Raw genomic sequence first — 25,137 nt, forward strand, 5'->3', positions numbered from 1 at the left:
AAAATGGAATTTGATTTTCTGCAACCTGTCAATGATAAAATCCTCAAATTAGTACAGGGGTTTACTTCCCAGCAATTGGGGAGTAAAATAGTTTTTCATACGAAAGATCAATTTCCGGATTTAAATAAAATTAATATTGCCATAATCGGTGTTCTGGAAAATAGGGGAAGCGATAATGTTGACTCTTTTGTTGACTTATCTGCTATTCGAACAGAATTTTACAGTATGTTTCCAGGAAACTGGGATGCTTCTGTGGCTGATTTGGGTGATATTTTAGCTGGAAATTCAGCAACGGATACTTATTTTGCTTTACGTAAAGTGGTGTCGAGTTTGATTAAAAATAAAATTATTCCTATCGTGATAGGAGGTTCGCAGGATTTGACTTATGCCTTGTATAGGGCTTATGATGAACTGGAACAAATGGTAAATTTGGTGTCTATAGACAGTAAATTTGATTTTGGGAAAGAAAATGAGACTGTTTTGGCTTCGTCTTTTCTGACTAAAATCATTATAGATGAACCTAATAATCTTTTTAATTATTGCAACATAGGTTATCAAACCTATTATAATTCGCAAGAAGAAATTGATCTGATTGAAAAATTATTTTTTGATGCCTACAGATTGGGTGAAGTTTCTAATAATATTGCTATTGCAGAGCCTGTTTTTAGAGATGCGGATATTGTAAGTTTGGATTTAAATGCTGTAAAATCATCAGATTCTGGGAATTTTGTAAAATTCATGCCAAATGGTTTTAACGGAAAAGAGATTTGCTCTTTGTCCAGATATGCGGGAATTAGCGATAAAGTCTCACTTTTTGGAATATTTAATCACAATGATTCAGTTCAGGAATCTGTTTTAGTAGCTCAGATCATTTGGTATTTTATTGAGGGTTTCCATTATCGTTCTCATGAGTACCCTTTTGGGAGTAGAGAGAATTACATCAAATATATAGTTCCTATTGAAGATGAATTGCTTGTTTTCTATAAGAGCGATAAAACTGACAGATGGTGGATTGAAATTCCTTTTGTTTCTAATGGGAATAATAAGTTAAAAAGAAATACGTTATTACCATGTTCTTATGAAGAGTATTTAGCGGCTTGTAATCAAGAAATACCTGAAAGATGGTGGAAAGCTCAACGTAAGAATGTTCTTTGATTTTTTCTTTAAAAATGAACGTGAGTTACAATAGCTTGGGTAAAAATCTTATACGCGCTTGTTTTATGTAAGTTAAGTTTTATTTATTATGTTTAAAAAGATCTTGATATTACATTTAATCGATTTTTTTGGTTTTTTTGTCGATAAAATATTTTTTTCATAATTTAATTAACTTTAATTTTGAATCGTGAACATGTTTTAAGGAAAAAAAATATTGTTTTATTAATAAATAATAAATAGGTTTACACACTTAAAAATAATGAATATAATAACCCGAATTTATATGAAGAAGTTCATTGCATTTATAGCAATTGTGATGCTATTAATTAGCTGTGGTAAGTCAAGTGATAAAGGCGAATTAGTTGGTGTCAAGGGAGGAAAATGGCATCCAGAGAAACCTTATGGAATGGCTTTGATACCAGGAGGTGCTTATATTATGGGTAAATCCGATGGTGATTTGGCTGATATTCAAGATGCTCCTACAAAAACAGTTACCGTTAGGTCGTTCTATATGGATGAAACTGAAATAACCAATAGTGAATACCGTCAATTTGTAGAATGGGTAAAAGATTCTACAATGAGAGTTCGATTAGCTATTTTGGCAGACGAGCAAGGTATCAAAGCAGGAGACACAAAAGGAAAAGGTAAAAATGCAGGAAGTATTGGTGATTTTGCTTTCAATGATTCTGATCCAGAAAAAATGACTGCTTATGATAAGTATATGTACGATAACTACTATAGCGTAGGTACGGATGATGATCAGTATGCCGGAAGAAAGCTGAATAAAAAGGTAAAGTTGATTAAAGATCCTAAATTATACCCAGACGAATATTATGTTGAGGTTATGGATTCGATGTATTTGCCTATAGAAGCTTCTTATAATGGTTTGAGAACTATTGATGTAAATAAATTGAAATTCCGTTATTCATGGATGGATATTCAAGGGGCAGCAAAAGCAAAAGTAGGTAATAGAAAAAATTTCATTAAAACAGAAGAAATTAAGGTTTATCCTGATACTACAGTTTGGATTAAAGATTTTGCTTATTCTTATAATGAGCCAATGCACAATGATTATTTTTGGCATAAAGCGTACGGGGATTATCCAGTAGTTGGGGTTAAGTGGACTCAAGCCAAAGCTTTTTGTGCTTGGAGGACGCTAAATAAAAACAGCTACATAAAATCTAAAAAGAAAGGACGCGATTTGATCAATAGTTTTAGATTGCCTACTGAAGCTGAATGGGAATATGCAGCAAGAGGTGGACTTCAATCTGCAACCTATCCTTGGGGAGGACCTTACACTAAAAATGATAGAGGTTGCTTTTTGGCAAATTTTAAGCCTAATAGAGGAGATTATGCCGCCGATGAGGCTTTGTATACAGTAGAGGCAAAATCATATGAGCCTAATGGTTATAATTTGTATAATATGGCAGGAAACGTTTCGGAATGGACAGATTCAGCTTATGATCCAAATGCTTATGAATATGTTTCATCAATGAATCCAAATGTATTAGATGCTTCTAATAAACGCAAAGTAGTTCGTGGTGGTTCATGGAAAGATGTAGCTTACTTTTTACAGGTAAGTACTAGAGATTTTGAATATGCTGATTCTGCAAGAAGTTTTATAGGATTCAGGACCGTTCAAGACTATATGGGATTACAAACCACCGGAACTGGAAAAAGAAAATAAAAATTAAAACCTACTAAATTAATCTACTAAAAACTTTAAAAATTAAAAATTATGGCAATATTGGGTAAAAAAGCAATGAATTTCTGTTATGGAATGGGTGCTGCAGTTGTAATCATCGGAGCTTTATTCAAAATAACGCATATTGAATTCGGTTTTATTACGGGAAATTTAATGTTGACTATTGGACTTGTTGTTGAAGCTGCTATTTTTGCACTTTCTGCATTTGAACCTGTTGATGAAGAGTTAGACTGGACTCTAGTTTATCCTGAATTGGCTAATGGTACTCCGGCCACAGCAAGAAAGGCAAAAGTTGAAACTCCTTCTGATGCTCAAGGTTTATTGTCTCAAAAATTAGACGCTATGTTGAAAGACGCTAAAATTGATGGAGAATTAATGTCAAGTTTAGGAAATAGCATTAAAAATTTCGAATCAGCTGCAAAAGGAATTGCGCCAACTGTTGACTCAATTGCTTCTACAAAAAAATACAGTGAAGAGCTGACTTTAGCAGCTGCACAAATGGAGTCTTTGAATAGCTTGTATAAAGTACAATTGCAAAGTGCTTCAAGAAATGCTCAAATTAATGAAGAAGTTGCTGAAAATAATTTAAAATTAAAAGAGCAAATGCAGTCATTGACTACAAATTTGTCTTCTTTGAACAATGTTTATGGTGGAATGCTTTCTGCAATGAGTAATAAGGGATAATTAGTTTCGAACTATTAAAATACAACAACTAATTAATTATTAGAAAATATGGCAGGAGGAAAATTAACCCCTAGACAGAAGATGATAAATCTGATGTATTTGATTTTTATCGCAATGTTAGCTTTAAATATGTCCAAAGAAGTTTTATCTGCTTTTGGTTTAATGAATGAAAAATTTGAAGGAGCAAACTCCTCGGCACAATCATCTAATATGCAAATGTTAGCTGGTTTAGATGCTAAAGCTTCTGAAGCTGGAGGAGAATTTACTGAGGCTGCGGTTACTGCTCACAAAGTGGAAGCCATCACTAAAAACTTTTATGATTATATTGGAAACATAAAATCAGAAGTTTTAGTAGGTACAGAAGCTGATCCCGAAACGGGTAAATTACCATATGAGGAAATGGATAAAGGGGATAATATAGATCAATTATGGTTCGGACCTGGTGGTTATTCGGCAAAAGGGAAAGAAGTTGTTGCTACAATTGAAAAATACAAGTCAGATATGAAATCTGCACTAGGGAGTAATAAGAAATTAACACCAATCCTTTCTGAAGTTAATAGCAAATTTAATTTGGATAAGGTTAAAAATAAAGATGGCGTTGCTATTGACTATTTAGATTATCATTTTAAAGGCTTTCCTGCAGTAGCTTCCTTGGCAAAACTTTCTGCTTGGCAGAATGATGTAAAAAAAGTAGAAACTGATGTTTATAATACTTTGTTAGGAAAAGCGGCTGTAGCAGCTGCATCATATAGTAATTATCAGGCGATTGTTGTACTTGATAAAAGTGCTTATTTTCAAGGAGAAAAAGTGACCGGGAAAGTGGTGCTTGGAAGATATGACGAGAATACTAAACCAACTTCTTTTTCAGGTCCTGGAAAAATTGTAAACGGCCAAGCTGTTATAGCCATGACTGCTGGAAATGTGGGTGAGCAAACAATAAATGGTCAATTTACTTTCTTAGAAGATGGTAAAAATATACCTCTTAAGTTTAAAGGGAATTATGTTGTAGTACCAAGACCTAATTCAGCTACAATATCCGCTGATAAAATGAATGTGGTTTATAGAGGTGTTGTGAATCCTATGACTATATCTTTCGCAGGTGTTTCGGCTGATAAAGTGGCAGCTTCGGCTCCTGGTCTTACTTCAGCGGGCGGAGGAAAATATAAAATGAGCCCGGGCTCAGGAAATGAAGTGGTAATTAATGTTACTGCTGTTCTTAATGATGGTTCAAAAGTTTCTGATAAGAAAGTATTTAGAATCAAAGGGATTCCAGGTCCTGTAGGAACAATTAGAGGAGAATCAGGTATTGTAAAAGGACCTAAGTCTAATTTAGAGATTGCTACCATTGGTGCTAAATTAGAAGATTTCGATTTCGAAGTGGGCTTGGATGTGGTTGGTTTCAATTTGAAAGTTAGTGGCCAACCTACTGTGGTTGTTCAAGGAAATAGGTTGAATGCACAATGCAAAGCAATTATTTCTAAGGCTGGCAGAGGAGATCAAGTGAGTATTTCTGAGATTAAAACAAAACTAGTTGGGGCAGGTAGCTATTTATTGCCAAGAACAGCTCCAGTTATTTTTGAAATACAATAATAAATAATTTGTCTTAAAAACATTTTCAATATCTTATAATCATAACAAGATGAATGTTAAAAAAATTTTAATAGCTATTGTGTCTATTGCCGGGAGTTGTAGCTCTTTTGCACAATCGAATTTGCTTAATGCGAGAATTCCGGAGGAAATAGGACTGAAAACAGAAGCGCAACTCATTTCAGATAATGATAAGCCATTAGCTTATGGCTATGTACATGACAGAGATGTTCTCATGGGGAAAATGACATGGGAGATTATTGATTTGAACGAGAAGATCAATTTCGCTTTGTATTTTCCTGTTGATACAGCCAATATCGGTCCTGATAGACGCTCTTTGTATGATGTTTTGACAAAAGCGATAAAAAGAGGTGAAATTAGTGAGGTGTATTCTGATAGTTATTTTAATACCAAAAAATCATTCAAAGATATTCAAGCAGCATTGAGTCGTATTGATACTACTGATGCTGGTAAGGAGCAAATTAATGCCGGAATGAAATTGTCTCCAGAGTATATTTTGAGATCTGATCTAACGGCTCAAGATGTTACGCAATATAAAATCAAAGGGTATTGGTATTTTGACAAAAGACAGAGTGAATTGAAATATCGTTTGCTTGGAATTTGTCCAGTAACTCCAGATGTTTATACGATGAATGAAGAGGAAAAGGACTATGTTGAATTGTTTTGGATCTTTTTCCCGTCTGCAAGAGATGTTTTGCATGAAGCAAAAGCTTTCAATAATAAAAATTCAGCTATGCCAATTTCTTTTGATCAAATTTTGAATTCGAGGCGTTTTAATAGTGTAATTTACAAAGAAGAAAACGTCTATGGAGATCGCGCTATAGATGAGTACATGAAAGATAATGCGCAAAATCAATTGCTGGAATCAGAAAGAGTGAAAGAGAAAATACGCAATTTTGAACAAGATATGTGGAATTACTAGATTTCATTTTCTAATAGATAAAACTCTTACCGTCATGGTAAGAGTTTTTTTGTTTTAATAGGCTTATCTTTGAGCAGTTTTTTTAAAGTTAGTATTTCAAATGATTGATTATTTAATAGTAGGTTCCGGTCTTGCTGGGATTTCCTTTTCTGAGATGGCTTTAAGTCATGATAAATCCATTTTGGTTTTGGATAATAATTCGCAGAATTCGTCCAAAATTGCAGGAGGTTTGTATAATCCTGTTATTTTAAAAAGGTTCAGTGAGGTTTGGAAGGCGCAAGAGCAATTGGTTTTAATGAAAAAGTTTTATGATGTTTTAGAAAAAAAAATCCAAACTAAAGTCGATTTTAAAATGCCGATTTTGCGAAAATTTTTTTCAATAGAAGAACAGAACAATTGGTTCTCTGCTTCGGATAAAGAGCTTTTAGCACCATTCTTGTCTCCACAATTAGTTTCGAAAAAATATGCTGGCATTGATTCGCCCTATTCTTATGGAGAAGTGTTGCATACTGGTTATGTTGATACAGCATTACTACTAACTAAGTATCGGGACTATTTAATAGAAAATAATTGGTTTCGGGCGGAAGCGTTTGATTATACACTTTTACAAGTCGAGAAAGATTGTGTGCGATATAAAGATGTAGAAGCTAAGCATATCATATTTGCTGAGGGATTTGGCTTACATGCTAATCCTTATTTTAATCATTTGCCTTTGGACGGGACGAAAGGGGAACTTTTTATTATTAGAGCACCTGAATTAGTTTTGGATGTCATAGTGAATACCAGCGTTTTTATTTTGCCGTTAGGAAATGACTTGTTCAAAGTGGGGGCCACTTATAACTGGAAAGATAAAACAGAATTGCCTACCGAGGAAGGGAAGGCAGAATTGATGGAGAGAATTAGCGAAATCTTAAATTGTAAATTTGAAATTGTGGAGCATTTTGCAGGTGTGCGCCCTACGGTCAAGGACAGGCGTCCATTAGTAGGAACACATCAGGATAGTAATTCTGTACATATTCTTAATGGTTTAGGCACAAGAGGAGTTATGCTTGGGCCGGCTATGGCTAAAGCGCTGTTTGATCATATTGAAAATAAAATGCCTTTAGAATCAGTGATTGATATCAAAAGGTTTAGACCTAAAAATCAGAAATAAGTAGTTATTTCTTGAAGTTTGGATCGTAAGAAACAAACATATTGATATAAATGTTTCGCGATCCACGAAGTACATAGGGATATAGAATGACTAGGGAGGCAATTATTGCAATGAAAGCCGTTTTTAAGGAGGAATTTAAGATCACATAGGAAATGATAAAAGCAGCTATGCCAAGTGCTACATTCAATCCATAACTGACGTACATGGCGCCATAAAAGAAAGAAGGTTCAATTTGATATTTTAAACCACAGTGGCTGCAATTTTCATGCATTTTTAAAGTATTCATTAAATGAAATGGATTTTTATCCAAATACATACTCTCATTCTGACATTTAGGACAAGTTCCTGTTAAAATACTATATAGTTTGGATCCTTTTTTTAACATTTGCAAAAAATTTAATTTTTCCATTTTTGGAGTTGTAAATTTACAAATTCAAAAAGGAATAAAATAACAATACATGCTTAATATACATAATTTATCGGTTTCGTTTGGAGGATCTTATTTATTTGAAGAAGTGACCTTTCGATTGGGTGCTGGAGACCGTGTGGGTCTTGTTGGAAAAAACGGAGCCGGAAAATCAACCATGCTTAAAATGTTGGCCAGAGATTTTGCTCCTGATTCGGGAGTTATTTCTCAGGAAAAAGACCTTCGAATGGGTTTTTTACGTCAGGATATTGATTTTGAACAAGGAAGAACGGTACTTGAAGAAGCCTATGAGGCTTTTACGGAGATAAAGGTTGTTGAGAAAAAGCTGGAAGAAATTAATCATTTATTGGTTACACGTACAGATTATGAAAGCGAGGAATACAGCCAGATTATTGAAGATTTATCGGATTATACTCATCGTTTTGAATTACTGGGCGGTTACAACTATGTAGGGGATACTGAAAAAATTCTCCTTGGTTTAGGTTTCAAAAGAGAGGTTTTTAATAATCAAACCGAAACTTTCTCTGGAGGATGGAGGATGCGTATCGAATTAGCCAAGCTATTATTGCAGGCTAATGATGTTTTGTTGCTGGATGAGCCTACGAATCACTTGGATATCGAAAGTATCATTTGGTTAGAAAGTTTCTTGCGTAATTATCCGGGAGTTGTTGTCATCGTATCGCACGATAAAATGTTTTTGGATAATGTGACCAACAGAACTATTGAGATTTCACTTGGAAAAGCCTACGATTTCAATAAACCTTATTCTCAATATTTAGAATTGCGTCATGAAATTCGTGAGAAACAATTGGCAACCCAGAAAAATCAAGCTAAAAAAATCGAGGAAACTGAGAAATTAATCGAAAAATTCCGTGCAAAGGCTTCCAAAGCTTCGATGGCGCAATCATTGATTAAAAAATTAGATAAAGTAGAGCGAATTGAGGTCGACGAAGACGATAATTCGGTGATGAATATCTCTTTTCCGGTATCAAAAGAGCCCGGTAGAGTAGTGATTGAAGCAGAAAATGTTACCAAAGCCTACGGAGATAAAGTTATTCTGAAAGACATCGATCTATTGGTAGAACGCGGAAGTAAAATTGCTTTTGTGGGACAAAACGGTCAAGGGAAATCAACTTTTATTAAAGCCATCGTTAACGAATTCGAATATCAAGGAAATATAAAATTAGGACATAATGTTCAGTTGGGTTATTTTGCCCAAAATCAGGCTGAATATCTCGATGGTGAAATTACCTTGCTTCAAACCATGGAAGATGCAGCTATGGATACCAACCGATCTAAAGTTCGTGACATGCTAGGGTCGTTTTTATTTCGTGGCGATGACGTGGAAAAAAAGGTAAAAGTCCTTTCTGGAGGCGAAAGAAACCGTCTGGCGCTTTGTAAATTGTTGTTGCAACCCATCAACGTTTTACTGATGGATGAGCCTACCAATCACTTGGATATTAAATCTAAGAATGTGTTGAAAGCAGCACTTCAAAAATTTGGAGGTACCTTATTGTTGGTTTCTCACGATAGGGATTTCCTGCAAGGGATGTCGAATATCGTTTACGAATTCAAAGATCAAAAAATCAAACAGTATTTGGGGGACATCAATTATTTCTTAGAACAGCGCAACCTTGAGAACATGCGTGAAGTCGAGAAAAAAGATGCCGTAAAAGCAGCAGCTCCTAAAGAAAGTAACAAAGCCTCTTATGAAGAGCAAAAGAAAGGAAAAGCATTACAGAATCGTTTGAGTAAAGTGGAAAGCCAGATCAAGCAATTGGAAAAAGACATTCAAAACGACGATAAAATGCTCGCTTCTAATTATGATAAACATATTGAAGATGCCAAGTTTTTTACGGCTTACAACAAAAAGAAAGCTGAATTAGATAAGCTACTTTCAGACTGGGAAATTGTTCAGGAAGAAATTGATAATTTGTAGTTATTTTAACTTCGGTATTTATTGAAATATAAAAAAGAGTTCCTATGTGGACTCTTTTTTTATGAAATAAGCCCAATGGATTTTGAATGTGCTATGGCTTCGGTGCTATTTTTAAAATAACAAACAGCTACATTTAAGGTTTCTAGATTGTTTAAGGCTAGTAGTACCTTTTCTTTTTTACGTTTACCAGTTTGCCGGATATAAATCGCTTTTACGGTCAAAGGGAATATTTTGCTGATCGCTTCATATAAAAAAGGATCTTCTTGCGAATCATCACCAATTAATACATATTTCAAATTCGGATAAAATTCCAAAATGTGTTTTATCTTTTCAAATTTGTGATTGTGACCGCCTCTTCCGGTCCAAAAAAAGTTAGTCAGGCTGGTTTTGATGTCTTTCAATAATAAAACGGCTTTGGGCAACTGATGGATTTCTGTGAATTTCACAATAAATCGGTACAAATTCCATTCGCTGCTGGAGACGTAAAAGAAAGCATTTTGTTCTCCTTCATTACTTCTTCCCGCTGAACTCAAAGCTTGGTAATGGGGAACTACATCTTCAAAAATTTGGCGTGAAGCAACATTTTTGAATAGTAGATGGTATATTTTTTTTAAAGGATTGAGTGTATAAGAGACTAAAAAAGTATCGTCAATATCAGATATGATTCCTAAATTTCCTACTTCGGGACGAATATAGCTTTCTTTGGTTGTAATAGTTTTGTTTTGAAAAACGATACTTACTTCATAATCAACCCAGCCATAATTATCTTGATTTAAAGGAATACAAAACTTAAAATAGCCATCAACAAGAGTTTTGGTATGAATTTGTTGGTTGTTGTGTTTCAGGTAAACATCAGCGTTAGCTTGGGTTTTGATTCGGAACATGTTAATTGTTGAAGTAGCGTTTCTAAAGTTTTTAGAAAGAAAATCGTAGTCTTTTTTTTTAGTAGGTTTGAATACATGGCCCATTACAATTAGTTCTTGCTCATTGGCATAACCGCGATATAATTTTAAAATAGGCTTCATATTATGGAATAACTTTCGAAGTGTTCTTAAAATTAATTATTTTTAAGGAATAAAAGAAATAAAGCCTTGAAAAATAATGTATTAATGATTGTGAATCCTGTTTCGGGCGGTCTCGATAAATCGGAATATATTAAAGAGACTGCTCTTTTTGCTGCTGGAGAGAATCTTAATTTTGTGCTTTATGAAACATCTGGCCAAGATGATATTTCTAAAGTAAGAGGCTTGTATGAACGATTTACTCCCAAAAGAATTATTATCGCCGGTGGCGATGGAACCTTAAAGATGGTTGTTGATGCGATAGAAAACCAAGATGTGATTTTAGGAATTTTACCCGCCGGATCTTCAAATGGATTAGCGGTCGAGTTGAATTTAGTAAAAACGCTAGAGGAAAATTTGAAGATTGCGTTTGGAAATAATTTTGCAGAAATAGATTCGATAGTTATTAACGGCCAAAAAAGTTTGCATCTAAGTGATTTAGGACTGAATGCGGAACTTATCAAAAACTATGAAAAAAGCGCGATGCGCGGAAAATGGGGATATGCCTTGCAGGCTTTTAATACCTTAATTGATGCAGAAAAAATGTTTTCGGTAACAATCACAGCTAATAATCAAGTCGTGGAGTGTGAAGCGCGAATGATCGTTATTGCCAATGCTCAAAAGTATGGTACTGGTGTTGTAATCAATCCAGTGGGAGTAATGAACGACGGAAAATTTGAACTGATAATTCTGAAGAATTTGGATTTAAAGCTTTTTGGTAAAATTATCACAGGAAATATGCCCGTAAATCCTCAGGATGTTGAAATTATTTCGACGGATAAAGCAACGATTAAAACCAATGTTGCTGTAAGTTTTCAAATTGACGGCGAATATTGTGGCGCCGTAACCAAACTTGATATCTTTATTTCATCACATAAACTAAAAATTGCGATTCCCTGATTGTTGTCAATTATTTAAAAGGATTGCGTTCCTGCCATTCCATTTTCGGTTCAAAATAGCTGAACGTTTTAGAAACAAATAAATTGACGAATGGATTGCTGTGTTTCATCAGTCCAAACATATCGACCGGTTGAGCGCCTACAGAACTTTTGATCTCCAGCGCAGTTCTGGCAAAGATGATATGTTTGTGTCTTTTTTTTATTGAGTAGCCAATCATGTCATAAAGCATGTTCAAATAGAGCATTTTTTCTCGTTGAAATTGATCGTCATATCCCAGAAAATAGGTGTCAAAGTCATTTCCGTTTTTTATCAAAGTGTTGAAACCGATTAGTTTTTCTTCGATAAAATAACCGTAAAAAAGAAATTTGTCTTTTAATGATTTTTTAAAAATTTCGAAATGATTCTCGGGTAAATAAAAAGTGTTGAACGGAGCGTTTTTGGCCACATTCATGTATAGTTCGTATATCCGTCTATTGTGAATTGTAATTTCTTCGAGCGAGAGTTTCCTTTTCGAAATTCCGTCAGCTTTTTTTCGTGCTCTTTTGTACTGATCTCGGTATTTTTTGCTTTTACTGCCAATGTAATCATCAAAAAGCAGCCAGGAATCCCTTATTTTGAAAACCATATTGGGCTGGGTAGAAAACTGAAAAAAAAATTGGTACTCGGGAATTTTGAAATGTTCTATGTCTGATTTTAAGAAATCTTTAAAAATAGTAAGATGTACATTGGTCCCTTTTTTAATAAAAATATGCTTTAGTTCATCGGCTGCATTTTTTAATAGAATCAATCCTTCCTTAATGGGCAGTTTTGGGCTGAAGTAATAACCGTTTTGTCCCGTTAGCATATTGTTGCCTAGGATTAAAACTTTAGAACTGAAATTTTTAAAGACAAAATTTCTAATTTTCGTTTTTAAGCAATGATCGCGCTCGCCAAAAGAAGTGATATCACTTAAATTGATGAATTGAGATGTCGCAATGCCTACTAATTCATCTTCTCGAAATAAGCCAATAAAATGACAGCTCATGTTTTTAGGAGGAGAAATTTCAAGTATTGTCAAATAATCTTTTGACAGGAAAATGTTGGAGCTGGCTAAGGAATCCCAATTTGAAGGGAGATTTTGTACAGAAGAATATATTTTGAAGGAGAAATTGGAACTCAATTGACAGGATGTTTATGTTCGTCTAAATTAATATATAAAGTTAAATCAGAAAGCGGTTAGGCAGATTTTAACTAAATTTATATAAAAAAAACATGGATACTTATAGCGAAAATTCAGCACAGCCATTATTGAAAGATTTAGTGGATTGGAAATTTAATAACAATGGGATTGAGAAAAAATTTGTCTTCAAAAATTTTAATCAAGCCTTGGGATTTATTGTTCAGGTGGGCGTTTTGGCCGAAAAGCACAATCATCATCCTGAGTTGTTCAATGTTTATAATAGGGTTGATATCCGATTGTCGACCCATGATGCTAACGGACTTACCGATCGGGATTTTGATTTGGCAAAAGCCATAGAAAAACTAAAGGAATAAATGCGTTACAATAAAGTGATGTTTTTTTGAAAAGCAGATCCGAATGATATGAAGGAATCGGTGCCGCCCACGCCTTCAATATTGTGTATTTTTTCGTAAAGAACTTTTCTGAATTCCTCGTTATTGGCGGATACAATTTTCAGAAACAAAGCATATTTTCCGGAAACAAAATGACATTCTACAACCTCTGGAATTTCTTTCAGCTTTTCGGCAATCGAGTAGGCAAAACGCGCTTCTTTGGTTGTAACTCCCGTATAAGTAATTGTTTCGTAGCCTATTTCTTTAGCATTTAACATAACCGAAAAACCACTTATAATTCCTGCTTCCTGTAATTTTCGAATTCGTTGATGCACTAATGAGTTCGAAATTTTTAACTCTTTTGCTATTTCAGAATAGGCCATGCGTCCATCAGTACTTAGCATTGCGATGATTTGTTGGTTAATGAAATCAATATTCTCGTTATAGATTTTTTTATTCATGATATTTTTTCGGTAAAAGTAAAAATAAGGTGCTAGTTGTCGTTTAATTGGGTTGAATTAGTAAGATTAAAAGGATATTTTCATAGCATTAATAGCGTCCTTGAATAGCATTAAAAATAATTTTGATTATAAACCATTGAAACGGATGCGGATTTAATGTCAAATTTACACATATAGAGTATTAAAATGTCATAAAATTTAAAATAAAACCTATATAGTGTAAATATAACTACATACAAGCTAGATTTGTGTCATATTTACTAATCAATATTAGCGTTATGAATAAAGATCTTTTACTGTCAAGATTATGGGAGCAATATAAAAGCATCACTCCTTCTGCCCAAAAAATACACGCCTTGCTGGAGCAAAATGGCGAAACGATTAAAAATGACCATATTGCCATCAGAACTTATAATGATGCGCGCGTGAATATTTCTGTTTTGGAAAAACCTTTTGTAAAAGCGGGCTATGTTGCCAAAGGGGAATATTTTTTTGAATCCAAAAAATTGTTTGCCAAACATTATGAACACGCAACTGATGCAAACGCGCCAAGAATTTTTATATCAGAATTAGAATTGGAAAAATGTTCCGAAGACTTGCAAAACTCAGTTAAAACTCTTTTGGACGGCTGTGATCAAAGCGTTTTTGAAAAAGAGGATTTGGTTTTAAGCGGTGCGGTTTGGAATGCAAATTCGTATGATACCTATGTTTCTTTGCTGGAAGAATCTGAATATGCTGCCTGGATGTATGTGTACGGTTTTAGAGCCAATCATTTTACCATCAATGTGAATGCGTTGACAGACTTCGAGAATTTAGAGGAGTTAAATGCGTATTTGAAAGACAATAATTGGAAAATGAATGCTTCAGGTGGTGAGATAAAGGGAACTCCGGAGCAATTGTTGGAACAATCAAGTACTTTGGCTGATTTGTATGCAGTTACTTTTGACGAAGGCGTAAAATATATTCCTTCCTGCTATTATGAGTTTGCACTTCGTTACCCAATGCTTAACGGGGAATTATATCAAGGATTCATTGCTGCCTCTGCAGATAAAATATTCGAAAGTACCGATGTAAAGTTGCAAAGAATGAATTAATTAGGGGGTTTCTTTGTTAAATTAATAAAATTAAGCTCTCTTGTTAAATTAAGAGGGCTTTTTTGATATACATTGGTTTTCTTTGCATTGTGAAATAAGATAAATTCAGGTTTCACCCCTTTAGAATTAATTAAAAACTACAGCAACACACAGACAATGATTAAGAAACAAGAAACTTTTATTTTTGATTTTGACAGTACTTTTATTCAGGTGGAAGCGCTTGATGTTTTATGTGAAATCATTTATGCGAACAATAGTACCGGCAAGCAGGTTTTAGCCGAAATCCAGAGACTTACGGATTTAGGGATGGAAGGGAAATTGTCTCTAAAAGAATCGCTAACAGAACGAATTGGATTATTGCAAGCCAATAGAGATCATTTAGGAGCTTTGATCGAGACCTTAAAAAATAAAGTGTCCTCATCAGTGGTTCGAAATCGAGCTTTTTTTAAAATGCATGCCCAGAATATATATATCATTTCAAACGGATTTAAAGAGATTATTATTCCTATTGTTCAGGAATATGGCATCAAACCGGAACAGGTTTTGGCCAATACTTTTAAATTTGACCATGAAGGAAATATTATTGGTTTTGACGAGAAAGATGAGCTGTGCGAAAATCAAGGTAAAGTTTTGAAGATTAAGTCTCTTAAATTAGAGGGTGATGTTTTCATGATAGGCGATGGTTATACGGATTATGAAACTTTGCAAGGGGGAGCGGTTTCTAAATTTTATGCTTTTACCGAAAACGTGAGCCGACAAATTGTGATTGATAATGCGGATCGCATTGCGCCTTCATTAGATGAAATTTTATATGATTTGTCATATAAAGCCTCTGTTTCCTATCCTAAAAACAGAATCAATGTATTGTTACTGGAAAACGTACATTCAGATGCAGTTGAGGCTTTTGCCAAAGAAGGCTACAATGTAGAGACTATAAAAGGATCGCTGTCAGAAGAAGAATTGTGTGAAAAAATAAAAGATGTTTCTATATTGGGGATTCGTTCAAAAACACAAATCTCTAAGAAAGTGCTGGATCAGGCGACAAAGCTTCATGCTATTGGTACTTTTTGTATAGGAACAAATCAGGTGAACTTGCCAGAATGTAGCGACAGAGGAATAGCGGTTTTTAACGCGCCTTACAGTAATACGCGTTCTGTGGTAGAGTTGGCTTTGGGTGAGATGATTATGTTGGTTCGCGATACTTTTGAAAAAAGCAATAAAATGCACAAAGGGATTTGGGACAAATCAGCCAACAACAGTGTGGAACTTAGAGGAAAAAAGCTAGGAATTGTAGGATACGGAAGCATTGGCTCACAACTTTCAATCATTGCCGAAGCCTTAGGGATGAAGGTGTATTTTTATGATGTTGTAGATAAACTAGCTTTAGGAAATGCAAAGAAATGTTCGTCTTTAAAAGAATTGCTTTCAGTATCTGATGTGGTTAGCTTGCATGTCGACGGAAGAAAAAGCAATCTAAATCTAATTGATGCTCAGGCTTTCGAAAACATGAAACAAGGAGTGATCTTTTTGAACCTGTCGAGAGGTCATGTGGTAGATATCAGTGCGCTTCTGGCTAATTTAAAAAATGGTAAGATAAAAGGTGCTGCTGTCGATGTTTTTCCTGAAGAACCAAAAAGCAATGATGAACCTTTTATTTCTGAATTATGTGGGATGCCCAATGTGATTTTGACGCCACACATTGGAGGAAGCACCGAAGAAGCTCAGGTGGATATTGCGCATTTTGTTTCTCAAAAAATCATCAATTATATTAATACGGGAACTACTTACGGAAGTGTTAATCTTCCTGAAATCCAGTTGCCGGAATTTGAAAGTGCGCATCGTATCATGCATATTCACGAAAATGTAAAAGGTATTTTGGCACAGATAAATACGATACTTACGGATTCGAACAGCAATATTTTAGGGCAATACCTAAAAACAAACGAACAAATGGGTTATGTGATTACCGATATCGATAATATTTACAATCCGGAATTAGAAAAGAAATTAAAAGAAATTCCTAATACCATTAAATACAGAATATTGTATTAATCGAGAAAAGGAGTAACTAATAAAAAAAAAGACCATAATGAATCTTCAGAGTTTAGCGGATCAATTAGAAGGAAAATTGTTTTTTGATGAAACTATGCGTACGCTTTATGCCACCGATGCAAGCGCTTATCGAGAGATGCCGCTTGCCGTGGCGATACCTTCGACTAAACAGGATATTCAGAAGATAATTCAATTTGCCAGAGAAAATAAAACGAGCGTTATTCCAAGAGCTGCGGGAACATCACTTGCCGGGCAAGTTGTAGGGAACGGAATTATAGTAGATATTTCGCAACAGTTTACCCAAATACTTTCGGTTGACAAAACGACTAAAACAGCTTGGGTGCAACCCGGGGTGATTCGCGATGAATTAAATTTGTATCTAAAACCGTATCAGCTGTTTTTTGGACCGGAAACTTCCACCTCTAACCGTTGTATGATTGGCGGAATGGTAGGGAATAATGCCTGTGGCGCCCGATCGGTGATTTATGGTTCTACCAGAGAACATTTGTTGGAAATAAAAGGTTTTTTAGCAGATGGCAACGAGGTCACTTTTGGCGCCATAACCAATGAGGAATTTGAAGCCAAATGTAATGGAATAAATGTGGTGAGCGAATTAGAGCAGAATATTTACCTTCAGGCCAAAAATATTTTGTCAAATCAAGCGAACAGGGATTTATTTGATGAAAATTATCCAAAGAAATCAATACCGCGTCGCAACACGGGTTATGCTCTGGACTTATTGGCGGATAGTAAGCCTTTTGGTGATTTTGAAGGTGAATTCAATTTTTGTAAGTTAATCGCCGGATCGGAGGGAACCTTGTTTTTCTCCACTGAAATTAAATTGAATCTGGTAGATGCGCTAAAGCCGTTTTCTGGTTTAGTGTGCGTGCATTGTGACAGCATCAACGAATCGTTGAAAGCAAATTTGGAAGCTTTGCAGTTCAATCCGGACAGCGTGGAGTTAATAGATCATTATATATTAGATTGTACCAAAGAAAATATCGAGCAAAGTAAAAACAGATTCTTTGTTCAGGGTGATCCAAAAGCAATTTTGGTTGTCGAATTTTTACGAGATTCCAAAGAAGAAATTCTGGAAATAGCCGAAAAAATGGAAGCCCAAATGCGGGCCAAAAATCTTGGGTACCATTTTCCAATAGTTTTTGGAGAAGATACCAATAAGGTTTGGACGCTTAGAAAAGCAGGTTTAGGGTTATTGTCCAATATTCCGGGCGATGCCAAAGCGGTGGCGGTTATTGAAGATACTGCCGTTGATGTAAATGATTTGCCTGATTTTATCGAGGATTTTAATGCAATATTAAAAGAGCGCGGTTTAAATTGCGTGCATTATGCTCACGCCGCAACTGGCGAATTGCATTTGCGTCCCATTATTGATTTAAAAACCAAGGAAGGAACCGCTCTTTTTAGAACAATTGCGACTGATATTGCCCATTTGGTAAAAAAATACAAAGGCTCATTAAGCGGCGAACACGGAGACGGAAGATTAAGAGGAGAGTTTATTTCATTGATGTTGGGGGAGGAAATATACCAACTTTTTAAAGATGTAAAACATACTTGGGATCCTTGGAACGTTTTCAATCCGGGAAAAATAGTGGATACACCTCCAATGGACAGCTCCTTGCGATATACTGCAGGACAGGACACGCCAATGCCGGATACTTATTTTGATTTCTCTGAAACGAATGGAATCCTTCGCGCTGCCGAAATGTGTAACGGATCAGGAGATTGCCGGAAAACAGAAAAAAGCGGAGGAACCATGTGTCCGAGTTATATGGCAACCCGCAATGAAAAGCACACTACACGTGCACGAGCCAACATATTGCGTGAAACGATCACGAATTCGACAAAGCAAAATAAATTTGACAGTGAAGCTTTGTTGGAAGTGTTGGATTTATGTTTGAGTTGTAAAGGATGTAAATCCGAATGTCCTTCTAATGTGGATATGGCCAAATTGAAAGCCGAAACTTTACAGCAATATCATGATAAAAACGGAGTGAAATTTCGTTCCAGATTAATAGGGAATACACCGCTCATAAATAAATTTTTCGCTAGTATTCCGGGAGTCTACAATCTTTCGACCAAAGGATTTTTAGGAACTGTGGTGAAGAAAATGACGGGTTTTGCGACGGAACGAAAACTGCCAACTATGCATAAAATCACTTTTGCCAAATGGTTTAAAAGCTATTCGCAGCAAGGAACTTTTGATAAGCCTGAGGTGTATTTGTACAATGATGAATTCCTGAATTATTATGATGTCGCTATTGGTCAGACAGCGGTTAAATTATTAAATAAATTGGGTTACAAAGTAATTGTGCCGGCGATAGGAATTAGCGGACGTACTTATTTGTCGAAGGGAATGGTGAAACAGGCTCGGGACATAGCTGAGCAGAATAGTATTGATTTTGCTAAAAATATTCCAGCTGATGGATTTTTAATCGGAATTGAACCTTCGGCTATTCTTACTTTTAGAGACGAATATCCGGAGTTGTGTCGTGGAGAATTGAAAGCGAAGGCTAAGGAAATTGCCAAACGAACTTTTTTAATAGAAGAATTTTTGGCAAATGAAATCGAAGCCGGTAATATAACCGCAAGTTTGTTTACAGACTCGGTTGAGCGTATCCGTATGCATGGTCATTGTTTTCAAAAGGCTTTATCCTCTTTGGTTCCTTTGAAAAAAATACTTTCATTGCCTGTAAATTATACTGTTTTGAATATTCCAAGTGGATGCTGTGGAATGGCAGGTTCTTTTGGGTATGAAAAAGAACATTATGAAATTTCAATGAATATTGGGGAACTTGTTTTGTTTCCGGCTATTAGAGCCGAAGAAACTACTACTTTAATATCTGCATCCGGAACCAGTTGTCGCCATCAGATTGCAGATGGGACAGGAGTGAAGGCGTTGCATCCTGTTGAAATTTTATACAAAGCATTGAAATAATGCGGATGTTTTAAAAATGTAATTACTGCGAATTAATATATAAAACCTCGTCTCTTGATTCCCAGAGACGAGGTTTTCTTTTTAGCTCCAAGCACATATGATGCCGCCCATTAGCATAAAACAAACGATCCAAAAGCCACCACTTACTAAAGTGTATTTCCAGCTTCTTTTTTCAAAAAGAGCGTTGGTTCCTATTATGGGAAGTGCCAGAAATAACCCTGTGATAAATCCATGAAGCATTCCGTGTTTAAAAGTACGGAAAGTCGTACCGTAATCAGCCATAAAAGCAGTGTAAGAAGGTTTTGCGGTTGCTATTTCACCTCCTGTCATGCTGACTGCACCCCATTGATGAATAACTAGAAATTGAAGAACCATTGCGATTAAAAAAGCATAGAATACGGCCATTCCAAAAATCAAAGCCATGTTGCTTCCTTTCATTTTTTCTTCGGTCATAGCTGCTTCTTTCATCCAGATTGTTCCAAATACTTTTGGGTGGTACCATACAAAACCTACTAATAATGTTGATACCGCAGCAACTAAAAGTGCTAAAAAATTGATTTCCATGAATTTGGTATTAAGGTTAGTGAATCAAATGTAAGAAATTATTCTTTTTGTTAACAAACAATCTTTTTTTGTAAGAAAATCACCTATTTATAATCGTGAATTATGTATTTCGTCGAGTATTTTTGTTGATAAGCTGTTTTGTAAGTACTTTTAAGTATTCAAAATAAAATTCCTAGTTATGAAAAATCTATTCACTATTATTTTAACGGTTTTTGCCTCGATTTCAATGATGGCAGATATTTCGGTTGCAGATAAAAAAGTGCTTTTGAAATTGCATAAAACTACTCGTGGGGAAAACTGGAAAACAAAATGGGATTTATCTGCCCCAGTATCTACTTGGTATGGAGTTAAATTAAGTAATGATAAAATAATTTCTGTAAATCTTGCCGATAATAATTTAGAGGGTGAATTACCTGGTGAAATTGGGAATCTTGTAAATCTGCAAGAATTGAATTTGCACAAAAATGCTTTGTCCGGAAAAATACCTTCTGCTTTGGGGAATTTAAAGGAATTGAAAGTTTTGGATCTTTCCTTTAATAAATTTTCAGGTACTATTCCTTCTTCATTGTGTGAAATAAAAAGTTTGAAGAAACTGGAGTTGTACATGAATAGACTTTCAGGTCAGCTGCCTACTCAAATAGGGGATTTGCAACAATTGGAAACTTTGGCGCTTTTTAATAATGAAATTGAAGGTCAGATACCAAATTCTCTTTATGAAATCAATACATTAAAGGTTTTGCTTTTAAACAGTAATAAGTTAAGTGGAAAATTAAGTATGGATGTGGGAAACTTAAAAATGTTAGAAAACTTGAGTTTATTCGAAAATAATTTTGAAGGCCAAGTCCCTTTTGATTTGGAAAAATTAAACAATTTAAAAGAGATGAATATTTCGTATAATAAGTTTAATGGTTTGGTTTCAAGAAAACTAGCGGTTTTGGATACTCTGAATTTGACAATGATTAATGATAAAGGAGTGGCAGTTTTGATGGAAGTGGCGATTGAAGTTCAAAGGCCTTTGGTGTCTGAGGACTAGAATATTTTTTGAGAGTTAAAATTTAAGTTTTTAGTTGCTCTAATTAATAAGTTTGTTTTGGTAAATTTAGTTCATTTAAAACCCGTGTAGTTTGCGCTTCACGGGTTTTTATGTTGTAGCGGGTTTAGAGGCGAAAATAGAGGTAATAAAAAAAAGCTCCAGATTTCTCTGAAGCTTTTCTAGTAGCGGGAACAGGACTCGAAGTTGTGTCCGCCGCGGCGGATATGAGTCGTTTGAATTATAGGGTTGAAATTATGTTTTGGATGAATTCTCTTCCAATTCCAGATTTTAAATATTTTTCTCTTTTCATTGCTTGGGACTTTGAATTGAAAAATTCAACATGAATCACTTTCCATGGTCTGAATTTGAGAGTATAACCTTTAGTTTGTAAAAGATTATGGGATTTGAATCGCTCAATCAAATTTGAAGTGAAACCGGTGTAATTCTTATTGAATTTTTCTGAATATAAAATGTAAACAACAAATTCATCCATAATAAAGTGTTTTAAAGCAAAAAAAGCTCCAGATTTCTCTGAAGCTTTTCTAGTAGCGGGAACAGGACTCGAACCTGTGACCTTCGGGTTATGAGCCCGACGAGCTGCCTACTGCTCTATCCCGCGATGTGCGTTTGTAATTTCAATAAAATTCTTAGTAGCGGGAACAGGACTCGAACCTGTGACCTTCGGGTTATGAGCCCGACGAGCTGCCTACTGCTCTATCCCGCGTTGTTTCGGGTGCAAAGGTACAACCAATTTCTGCATTTTGCAACATAAATTTTAAAAAATGTTTTATTTCATCTATTGACTTGATATAACTACCTTTGCAAAATAAATATAATAGAAATGTCACATAAAGCAGGTTTTGTAAATATCATAGGAAATCCAAACGTAGGTAAGTCAACCTTAATGAATGCCTTTGTAGGGGAAAGATTGTCTATAATTACATCTAAAGCACAAACAACACGTCATAGAATCCTTGGGATTGTTAATGGCGATGATTTTCAGGTGATCCTGTCGGATACTCCGGGAATCATAAAACCGGCATACGAGATGCAGGAATCTATGATGAATTTTGTTAAGTCTGCCTTTGAGGATGCTGATATTTTGATTTATATGGTCGAAATAGGGGAGCAAGATTTGAAAGATGAAGCTTTTTTTAATAAAATCATTCATGCTAAAATTCCGGTTTTGTTATTGCTGAATAAAATCGATAACTCAAATCAAGAGCAATTAGAAGAGCAAGTTGCTTTTTGGTCTGCTAAAGTCCCTAATGCGGAGATTTTTCCCATATCGGCTTTGAAAAATTTTAATGTACCAGAAGTTTTTGGAAGAATTATTGAATTGTTGCCTGCGTCTCCAGCCTATTATCCAAAGGATACTTTGACAGATAAACCAGAACGTTTCTTTGTGAATGAAACCATTAGAGAAAAGATTTTGTTGAATTACAACAAAGAAATTCCATATGCAGTAGAAATTGTTACAGAGGAATTTGTTGAAACAGATGATATTATTAGGATTCGTTCTTTGATCATGGTTGAAAGAGATACGCAAAAAGGGATCGTTATTGGTCACAAAGGAGCTGCTCTAAAGAAAGTAGGAATGGAATCTCGCGTAGACTTGGAGAAATTCTTTGGAAAACAGATACATATTGAGTTGTATGTGAAAGTAAATAAAAACTGGAGAAGTAATGCTAATATGCTGAAACGATTTGGTTACAACCAGTAAAGAAGTGTTCAGTGAGTAAGTTCGAACTTAAAGCTAATAAATATAAAATCAGTATTGGGGTTTTTCTCTAATGCTGATTTTTTTTTAACCACAAAGAGCTCAAAGAATTACGCTAAGTTCGCAAAGCTTTGCGTGCCTTGCGATTCCTTTGCGAACTTTGCGGTTAAGTTTTATAAAGATGATTCAATAATTCCTAAAAATACTTTTTCGATGTCATTCATTTGTTTTTCGCCGTTGCTGCGAATTTGTTTAGCGATGACGTAGAGCAGAAACCAAGCGAAAACCATGAGAGACATTATAACGAAATCAGCTGTTGTTGATTCTTTTAGAACGTAATGGGAATAGGCGATTCCGCAAAAAATGATGAATGTTCCCGCTATCATAAAATGCAGGAACATGAAAAAAGTCCATAAATTAGGATCAGGTCCAAATAATCCACGGATGTGAGTTTGATTTTCGCCTTTGGATTCCATTTCGAGATGCAAATGGGGTGACCAATAGGCTTTTTTTGGACCTTTGATGTTGATCCAAACATGATATTCTTTTATTTTTAAAATGAAATCCGGAGATTTTGTGGTTGTGAATTGTATGAATTTTTGACGCAGTGAATCGATGTTCTGATTGACATCTCTGTAGAATCGCAAACGCAAACGGATCTCATTATTAGTGTTCATAAATTTAGAAATGAAGAGGTTAAGTAAACATATTGTAGCGAATATACCAAAAAAATAGATATTCAGGGTTTTAAACACTACCTTTGCAAAATATTTGAATTTATATTATGAACAATATTGTTGCGATAGTAGGAAGACCTAATGTAGGGAAATCAACCCTTTTTAATAGGCTGATACAAAGAAGAGAAGCTATTGTAGATTCAGTTTCTGGGGTTACCAGAGATAGAAACTATGGTAAAAGCGAGTGGAACGGAAAAGAATTTTCTGTAATTGATACGGGTGGATACGTTCGTGGATCTGACGATGTTTTTGAAGGGGAAATCCGTAAACAAGTAGAATTAGCCATTGATGAAGCTGATGTAATAATATTTGTGGTTGATGTCGAAGAAGGCATTACACCAATGGATGATATTGTTGCTCGTTTGTTGCGTAAAGTGACCAAGCCGGTTTTACTGGCCGTGAATAAGGTAGATAATGCCATGCGTGAAAAAGACGCTCTTGAGTTTTATAACCTTGGTTTAGGGGATTATTTTACGTTTGCCAGTATTTCGGGAAGCGGAACAGGAGATTTACTGGATGCCTTAATTAATGCTTTTCCGGTAAAGCCAGAACCGGTTCAAGAAGAGGTTGTTTTACCTCGTTTTGCTGTGGTGGGTCGTCCTAATGCAGGAAAGTCTAGTTTTATCAATGCATTGATTGGTAAAGAGCGTTTTATGGTGACGGATATCGCGGGAACTACCCGTGATGCAATTGATACGAAATTTGATCGTTTTGGTTTTGAATTTAACTTGGTGGACACTGCGGGAATCCGTCGTAAAGCGAAAGTAAAGGAAGATTTAGAGTTTTATTCGGTAATGCGCTCCGTGCGTGCGATTGAACATGCTGATATTTGTATCTTGATAATTGATGCAACACGTGGTTTTGAAGGTCAGGATCAGAGTATTTTCTGGTTGGCCGAAAAGAACCGAAAAGGAGTGGTTATCTTGGTGAACAAATGGGATTTAGTCGAAAAAGAAACGATGACGACCCGCGATTATGAGGAAAAAATCCGAAAAGAATTAATGCCGTTCACGGATGTGCCTATTCTTTTCGTATCTGCGTTAACAAAACAACGTTTATTGAAAGCATTGGAAGCTACGGTAAAAGTTTATGAAAACAGACAACAACGCATTGCGACTTCAAAATTCAATGAGTTCATGTTGAAAGTGATTGAAGCCTATCCGCCGCCAGCAACCAAAGGGAAGTATGTGAAAATTAAATATTGCATGCAATTGCCTACACCAACGCCTCAGTTTGTGTTTTTTGCCAATATGCCTCAATATGTTAAGGAACCTTACAAACGTTATCTTGAAAATAAAATCAGAGAAAATTGGGATTTCTCCGGAGTACCTATCGATATTTATATCAGAGAAAAATAATATACCAAAAACAAACGAATACTAAATATATATTAACCCTTGTAAATACTAGATTTA

At 35.2% G+C, this 25,137-nt stretch carries 22 protein-coding genes and 2 tRNA genes; 15 read left to right on the top strand and 9 right to left on the bottom strand.

What is annotated here, in order from left to right; genetic code table 11:
- Positions 1-3: 3 nt before the first annotated feature.
- The 6 genes from BUB25_RS07885 to BUB25_RS07910 all read left to right on the top strand — a co-directional run bounded on the left by BUB25_RS07885 (position 4) and on the right by BUB25_RS07910 (position 7,227).
- Positions 4-1,155, top strand: a complete 1,152-nt coding sequence (locus tag BUB25_RS07885; RefSeq protein WP_072942669.1) for a formimidoylglutamase — start codon at positions 4-6, stop codon at positions 1,153-1,155.
- Between the two features lie 283 nt (positions 1,156-1,438).
- Positions 1,439-2,842: a T9SS ring complex lipoprotein PorK/GldK gene (gene porK / locus BUB25_RS07890; RefSeq protein WP_072942828.1), complete on the top strand. Its 1,404-nt coding sequence runs from the start codon at positions 1,439-1,441 to the stop codon at positions 2,840-2,842.
- Between the two features lie 51 nt (positions 2,843-2,893).
- A complete protein-coding gene (gene porL, locus BUB25_RS07895; protein WP_072942671.1) occupies positions 2,894-3,544 on the top strand; it encodes a type IX secretion system motor protein PorL/GldL in 651 nt (216 codons plus the stop codon).
- Between the two features lie 48 nt (positions 3,545-3,592).
- Positions 3,593-5,134, top strand: coding sequence for a type IX secretion system motor protein PorM/GldM (gene porM / locus BUB25_RS07900; protein WP_072942673.1), 1,542 nt, complete (start codon positions 3,593-3,595; stop codon positions 5,132-5,134).
- 49 nt (positions 5,135-5,183) lie between these two features.
- A complete protein-coding gene (gene porN / locus BUB25_RS07905; protein WP_072942675.1) occupies positions 5,184-6,074 on the top strand; it encodes a type IX secretion system ring subunit PorN/GldN in 891 nt (296 codons plus the stop codon).
- 100 nt (positions 6,075-6,174) lie between these two features.
- Positions 6,175-7,227, top strand: a complete 1,053-nt coding sequence (locus tag BUB25_RS07910) for an NAD(P)/FAD-dependent oxidoreductase (RefSeq protein ID WP_072942677.1) — start codon at positions 6,175-6,177, stop codon at positions 7,225-7,227.
- 4 nt (positions 7,228-7,231) lie between these two features.
- On the opposite strand, the gene BUB25_RS07915 is transcribed toward BUB25_RS07910, so the two are convergent.
- Positions 7,232-7,612, bottom strand: coding sequence for a DUF983 domain-containing protein (locus BUB25_RS07915; protein ID WP_072942830.1), 381 nt, complete (start codon positions 7,610-7,612; stop codon positions 7,232-7,234).
- Between the two features lie 73 nt (positions 7,613-7,685).
- On the opposite strand from BUB25_RS07915, the gene abc-f reads away from it, so the two are divergent.
- Positions 7,686-9,593: a ribosomal protection-like ABC-F family protein gene (gene abc-f / locus BUB25_RS07920; RefSeq protein WP_072942679.1), complete on the top strand. Its 1,908-nt coding sequence runs from the start codon at positions 7,686-7,688 to the stop codon at positions 9,591-9,593.
- A 59-nt stretch (positions 9,594-9,652) separates the two neighbouring features.
- On the opposite strand, the gene BUB25_RS07925 is transcribed toward abc-f, so the two are convergent.
- Entirely contained in the window at positions 9,653-10,618 is a 966-nt protein-coding gene (locus tag BUB25_RS07925) for an App1 family protein (protein ID WP_072942682.1), read from the bottom strand.
- A 66-nt stretch (positions 10,619-10,684) separates the two neighbouring features.
- Here BUB25_RS07925 and BUB25_RS07930 point away from each other — a divergent pair, with 66 nt between their 5' ends.
- Entirely contained in the window at positions 10,685-11,554 is an 870-nt protein-coding gene (locus BUB25_RS07930) for a diacylglycerol/lipid kinase family protein (RefSeq protein ID WP_072942685.1), read from the top strand.
- Between the two features lie 10 nt (positions 11,555-11,564).
- Here BUB25_RS07930 and BUB25_RS07935 read toward each other — a convergent pair whose 3' ends face one another.
- Positions 11,565-12,713 (bottom strand): 8-amino-7-oxononanoate synthase, encoded by a 1,149-nt coding sequence (locus tag BUB25_RS07935; protein ID WP_072942687.1) that lies wholly within the window; start codon positions 12,711-12,713, stop codon positions 11,565-11,567.
- A 92-nt stretch (positions 12,714-12,805) separates the two neighbouring features.
- Between BUB25_RS07935 and BUB25_RS07940 the strand changes: the two genes are divergently transcribed.
- Positions 12,806-13,087 carry a 4a-hydroxytetrahydrobiopterin dehydratase gene (locus BUB25_RS07940; protein WP_072942689.1) on the top strand — a complete coding sequence of 94 codons (282 nt, stop codon included), beginning with the start codon at positions 12,806-12,808 and terminating at the stop codon, positions 13,085-13,087.
- 5 nt (positions 13,088-13,092) lie between these two features.
- Here the strand turns inward: BUB25_RS07940 and BUB25_RS07945 are convergent, their stop codons facing one another.
- Positions 13,093-13,566, bottom strand: a complete 474-nt coding sequence (locus BUB25_RS07945) for an Lrp/AsnC family transcriptional regulator (RefSeq protein WP_072942691.1) — start codon at positions 13,564-13,566, stop codon at positions 13,093-13,095.
- Positions 13,567-13,844: 278 nt separating this feature from the next.
- On the opposite strand from BUB25_RS07945, the gene BUB25_RS07950 reads away from it, so the two are divergent.
- The 3 genes from BUB25_RS07950 to BUB25_RS07960 all read left to right on the top strand — a co-directional run bounded on the left by BUB25_RS07950 (position 13,845) and on the right by BUB25_RS07960 (position 19,668).
- Entirely contained in the window at positions 13,845-14,660 is an 816-nt protein-coding gene (locus BUB25_RS07950) for a DUF1338 domain-containing protein (protein WP_072942693.1), read from the top strand.
- A 156-nt stretch (positions 14,661-14,816) separates the two neighbouring features.
- Complete coding sequence (gene serA, locus BUB25_RS07955) at positions 14,817-16,712, top strand: phosphoglycerate dehydrogenase (RefSeq protein WP_072942695.1); 1,896 nt, start codon at positions 14,817-14,819, stop codon at positions 16,710-16,712.
- A gap of 37 nt (positions 16,713-16,749) precedes the next feature.
- Positions 16,750-19,668: an FAD-binding and (Fe-S)-binding domain-containing protein gene (locus BUB25_RS07960; protein ID WP_072942697.1), complete on the top strand. Its 2,919-nt coding sequence runs from the start codon at positions 16,750-16,752 to the stop codon at positions 19,666-19,668.
- A gap of 81 nt (positions 19,669-19,749) precedes the next feature.
- Here the strand turns inward: BUB25_RS07960 and BUB25_RS07965 are convergent, their stop codons facing one another.
- The gene (locus tag BUB25_RS07965) at positions 19,750-20,232 is read right to left on the bottom strand and encodes a DUF1761 domain-containing protein (RefSeq protein ID WP_072942700.1); all 483 of its coding nucleotides are present in this window, start codon (positions 20,230-20,232) and stop codon (positions 19,750-19,752) included.
- Between the two features lie 178 nt (positions 20,233-20,410).
- On the opposite strand from BUB25_RS07965, the gene BUB25_RS07970 reads away from it, so the two are divergent.
- Positions 20,411-21,265: a leucine-rich repeat domain-containing protein gene (locus BUB25_RS07970; protein WP_072942703.1), complete on the top strand. Its 855-nt coding sequence runs from the start codon at positions 20,411-20,413 to the stop codon at positions 21,263-21,265.
- Between the two features lie 238 nt (positions 21,266-21,503).
- Here the strand turns inward: BUB25_RS07970 and BUB25_RS07975 are convergent, their stop codons facing one another.
- From BUB25_RS07975 to BUB25_RS07985, 3 genes are all read right to left on the bottom strand, one after another.
- Positions 21,504-21,758, bottom strand: a complete 255-nt coding sequence (locus BUB25_RS07975; RefSeq protein ID WP_072942705.1) for a GIY-YIG nuclease family protein — start codon at positions 21,756-21,758, stop codon at positions 21,504-21,506.
- A gap of 53 nt (positions 21,759-21,811) precedes the next feature.
- Positions 21,812-21,884, bottom strand: a tRNA-Met gene (locus BUB25_RS07980).
- Between the two features lie 32 nt (positions 21,885-21,916).
- Positions 21,917-21,989: transfer RNA gene (locus tag BUB25_RS07985), tRNA-Met, on the bottom strand.
- Between the two features lie 117 nt (positions 21,990-22,106).
- Between BUB25_RS07985 and era the strand changes: the two genes are divergently transcribed.
- Positions 22,107-22,988, top strand: coding sequence for a GTPase Era (gene era / locus BUB25_RS07990; protein WP_072942708.1), 882 nt, complete (start codon positions 22,107-22,109; stop codon positions 22,986-22,988).
- 170 nt (positions 22,989-23,158) lie between these two features.
- Here the strand turns inward: era and BUB25_RS07995 are convergent, their stop codons facing one another.
- Positions 23,159-23,662 (bottom strand): hypothetical protein, encoded by a 504-nt coding sequence (locus tag BUB25_RS07995; protein ID WP_072942711.1) that lies wholly within the window; start codon positions 23,660-23,662, stop codon positions 23,159-23,161.
- 107 nt (positions 23,663-23,769) lie between these two features.
- Between BUB25_RS07995 and der the strand changes: the two genes are divergently transcribed.
- The gene (gene der / locus BUB25_RS08000) at positions 23,770-25,080 is read left to right on the top strand and encodes a ribosome biogenesis GTPase Der (RefSeq protein WP_072942713.1); all 1,311 of its coding nucleotides are present in this window, start codon (positions 23,770-23,772) and stop codon (positions 25,078-25,080) included.
- Positions 25,081-25,137 lie beyond the last annotated feature (57 nt).

It is taken from the genome of Flavobacterium granuli (assembly GCF_900129705.1).
GTDB classification, from domain to species: Bacteria; Bacteroidota; Bacteroidia; order Flavobacteriales; family Flavobacteriaceae; genus Flavobacterium; species Flavobacterium granuli.

What these genes read in the sequence shown, in the direction of transcription:
- der (WP_072942713.1), top strand. Translation starts at nt 23,770, where the DNA reads ATGAACAATATTGTTGCGATAGTAGGAAGACCTAATGTAGGGAAATCA.
- porK (WP_072942828.1), top strand. Translation starts at nt 1,439, where the DNA reads ATGAAGAAGTTCATTGCATTTATAGCAATTGTGATGCTATTAATTAGC.
- serA (WP_072942695.1), top strand. Translation starts at nt 14,817, where the DNA reads ATGATTAAGAAACAAGAAACTTTTATTTTTGATTTTGACAGTACTTTT.
- BUB25_RS07945 (WP_072942691.1), bottom strand. Translation starts at nt 13,566, where the DNA reads ATGAATAAAAAAATCTATAACGAGAATATTGATTTCATTAACCAACAA.
- abc-f (WP_072942679.1), top strand. Translation starts at nt 7,686, where the DNA reads ATGCTTAATATACATAATTTATCGGTTTCGTTTGGAGGATCTTATTTA.
- BUB25_RS07995 (WP_072942711.1), bottom strand. Translation starts at nt 23,662, where the DNA reads ATGAACACTAATAATGAGATCCGTTTGCGTTTGCGATTCTACAGAGAT.
- BUB25_RS07960 (WP_072942697.1), top strand. Translation starts at nt 16,750, where the DNA reads ATGAATCTTCAGAGTTTAGCGGATCAATTAGAAGGAAAATTGTTTTTT.
- BUB25_RS07885 (WP_072942669.1), top strand. Translation starts at nt 4, where the DNA reads ATGGAATTTGATTTTCTGCAACCTGTCAATGATAAAATCCTCAAATTA.
- BUB25_RS07915 (WP_072942830.1), bottom strand. Translation starts at nt 7,612, where the DNA reads ATGTTAAAAAAAGGATCCAAACTATATAGTATTTTAACAGGAACTTGT.
- BUB25_RS07925 (WP_072942682.1), bottom strand. Translation starts at nt 10,618, where the DNA reads ATGAAGCCTATTTTAAAATTATATCGCGGTTATGCCAATGAGCAAGAA.
- porL (WP_072942671.1), top strand. Translation starts at nt 2,894, where the DNA reads ATGGCAATATTGGGTAAAAAAGCAATGAATTTCTGTTATGGAATGGGT.
- BUB25_RS07965 (WP_072942700.1), bottom strand. Translation starts at nt 20,232, where the DNA reads ATGGAAATCAATTTTTTAGCACTTTTAGTTGCTGCGGTATCAACATTA.
- BUB25_RS07910 (WP_072942677.1), top strand. Translation starts at nt 6,175, where the DNA reads ATGATTGATTATTTAATAGTAGGTTCCGGTCTTGCTGGGATTTCCTTT.
- porM (WP_072942673.1), top strand. Translation starts at nt 3,593, where the DNA reads ATGGCAGGAGGAAAATTAACCCCTAGACAGAAGATGATAAATCTGATG.
- BUB25_RS07970 (WP_072942703.1), top strand. Translation starts at nt 20,411, where the DNA reads ATGAAAAATCTATTCACTATTATTTTAACGGTTTTTGCCTCGATTTCA.
- era (WP_072942708.1), top strand. Translation starts at nt 22,107, where the DNA reads ATGTCACATAAAGCAGGTTTTGTAAATATCATAGGAAATCCAAACGTA.
- BUB25_RS07940 (WP_072942689.1), top strand. Translation starts at nt 12,806, where the DNA reads ATGGATACTTATAGCGAAAATTCAGCACAGCCATTATTGAAAGATTTA.
- BUB25_RS07950 (WP_072942693.1), top strand. Translation starts at nt 13,845, where the DNA reads ATGAATAAAGATCTTTTACTGTCAAGATTATGGGAGCAATATAAAAGC.
- porN (WP_072942675.1), top strand. Translation starts at nt 5,184, where the DNA reads ATGAATGTTAAAAAAATTTTAATAGCTATTGTGTCTATTGCCGGGAGT.
- BUB25_RS07975 (WP_072942705.1), bottom strand. Translation starts at nt 21,758, where the DNA reads ATGGATGAATTTGTTGTTTACATTTTATATTCAGAAAAATTCAATAAG.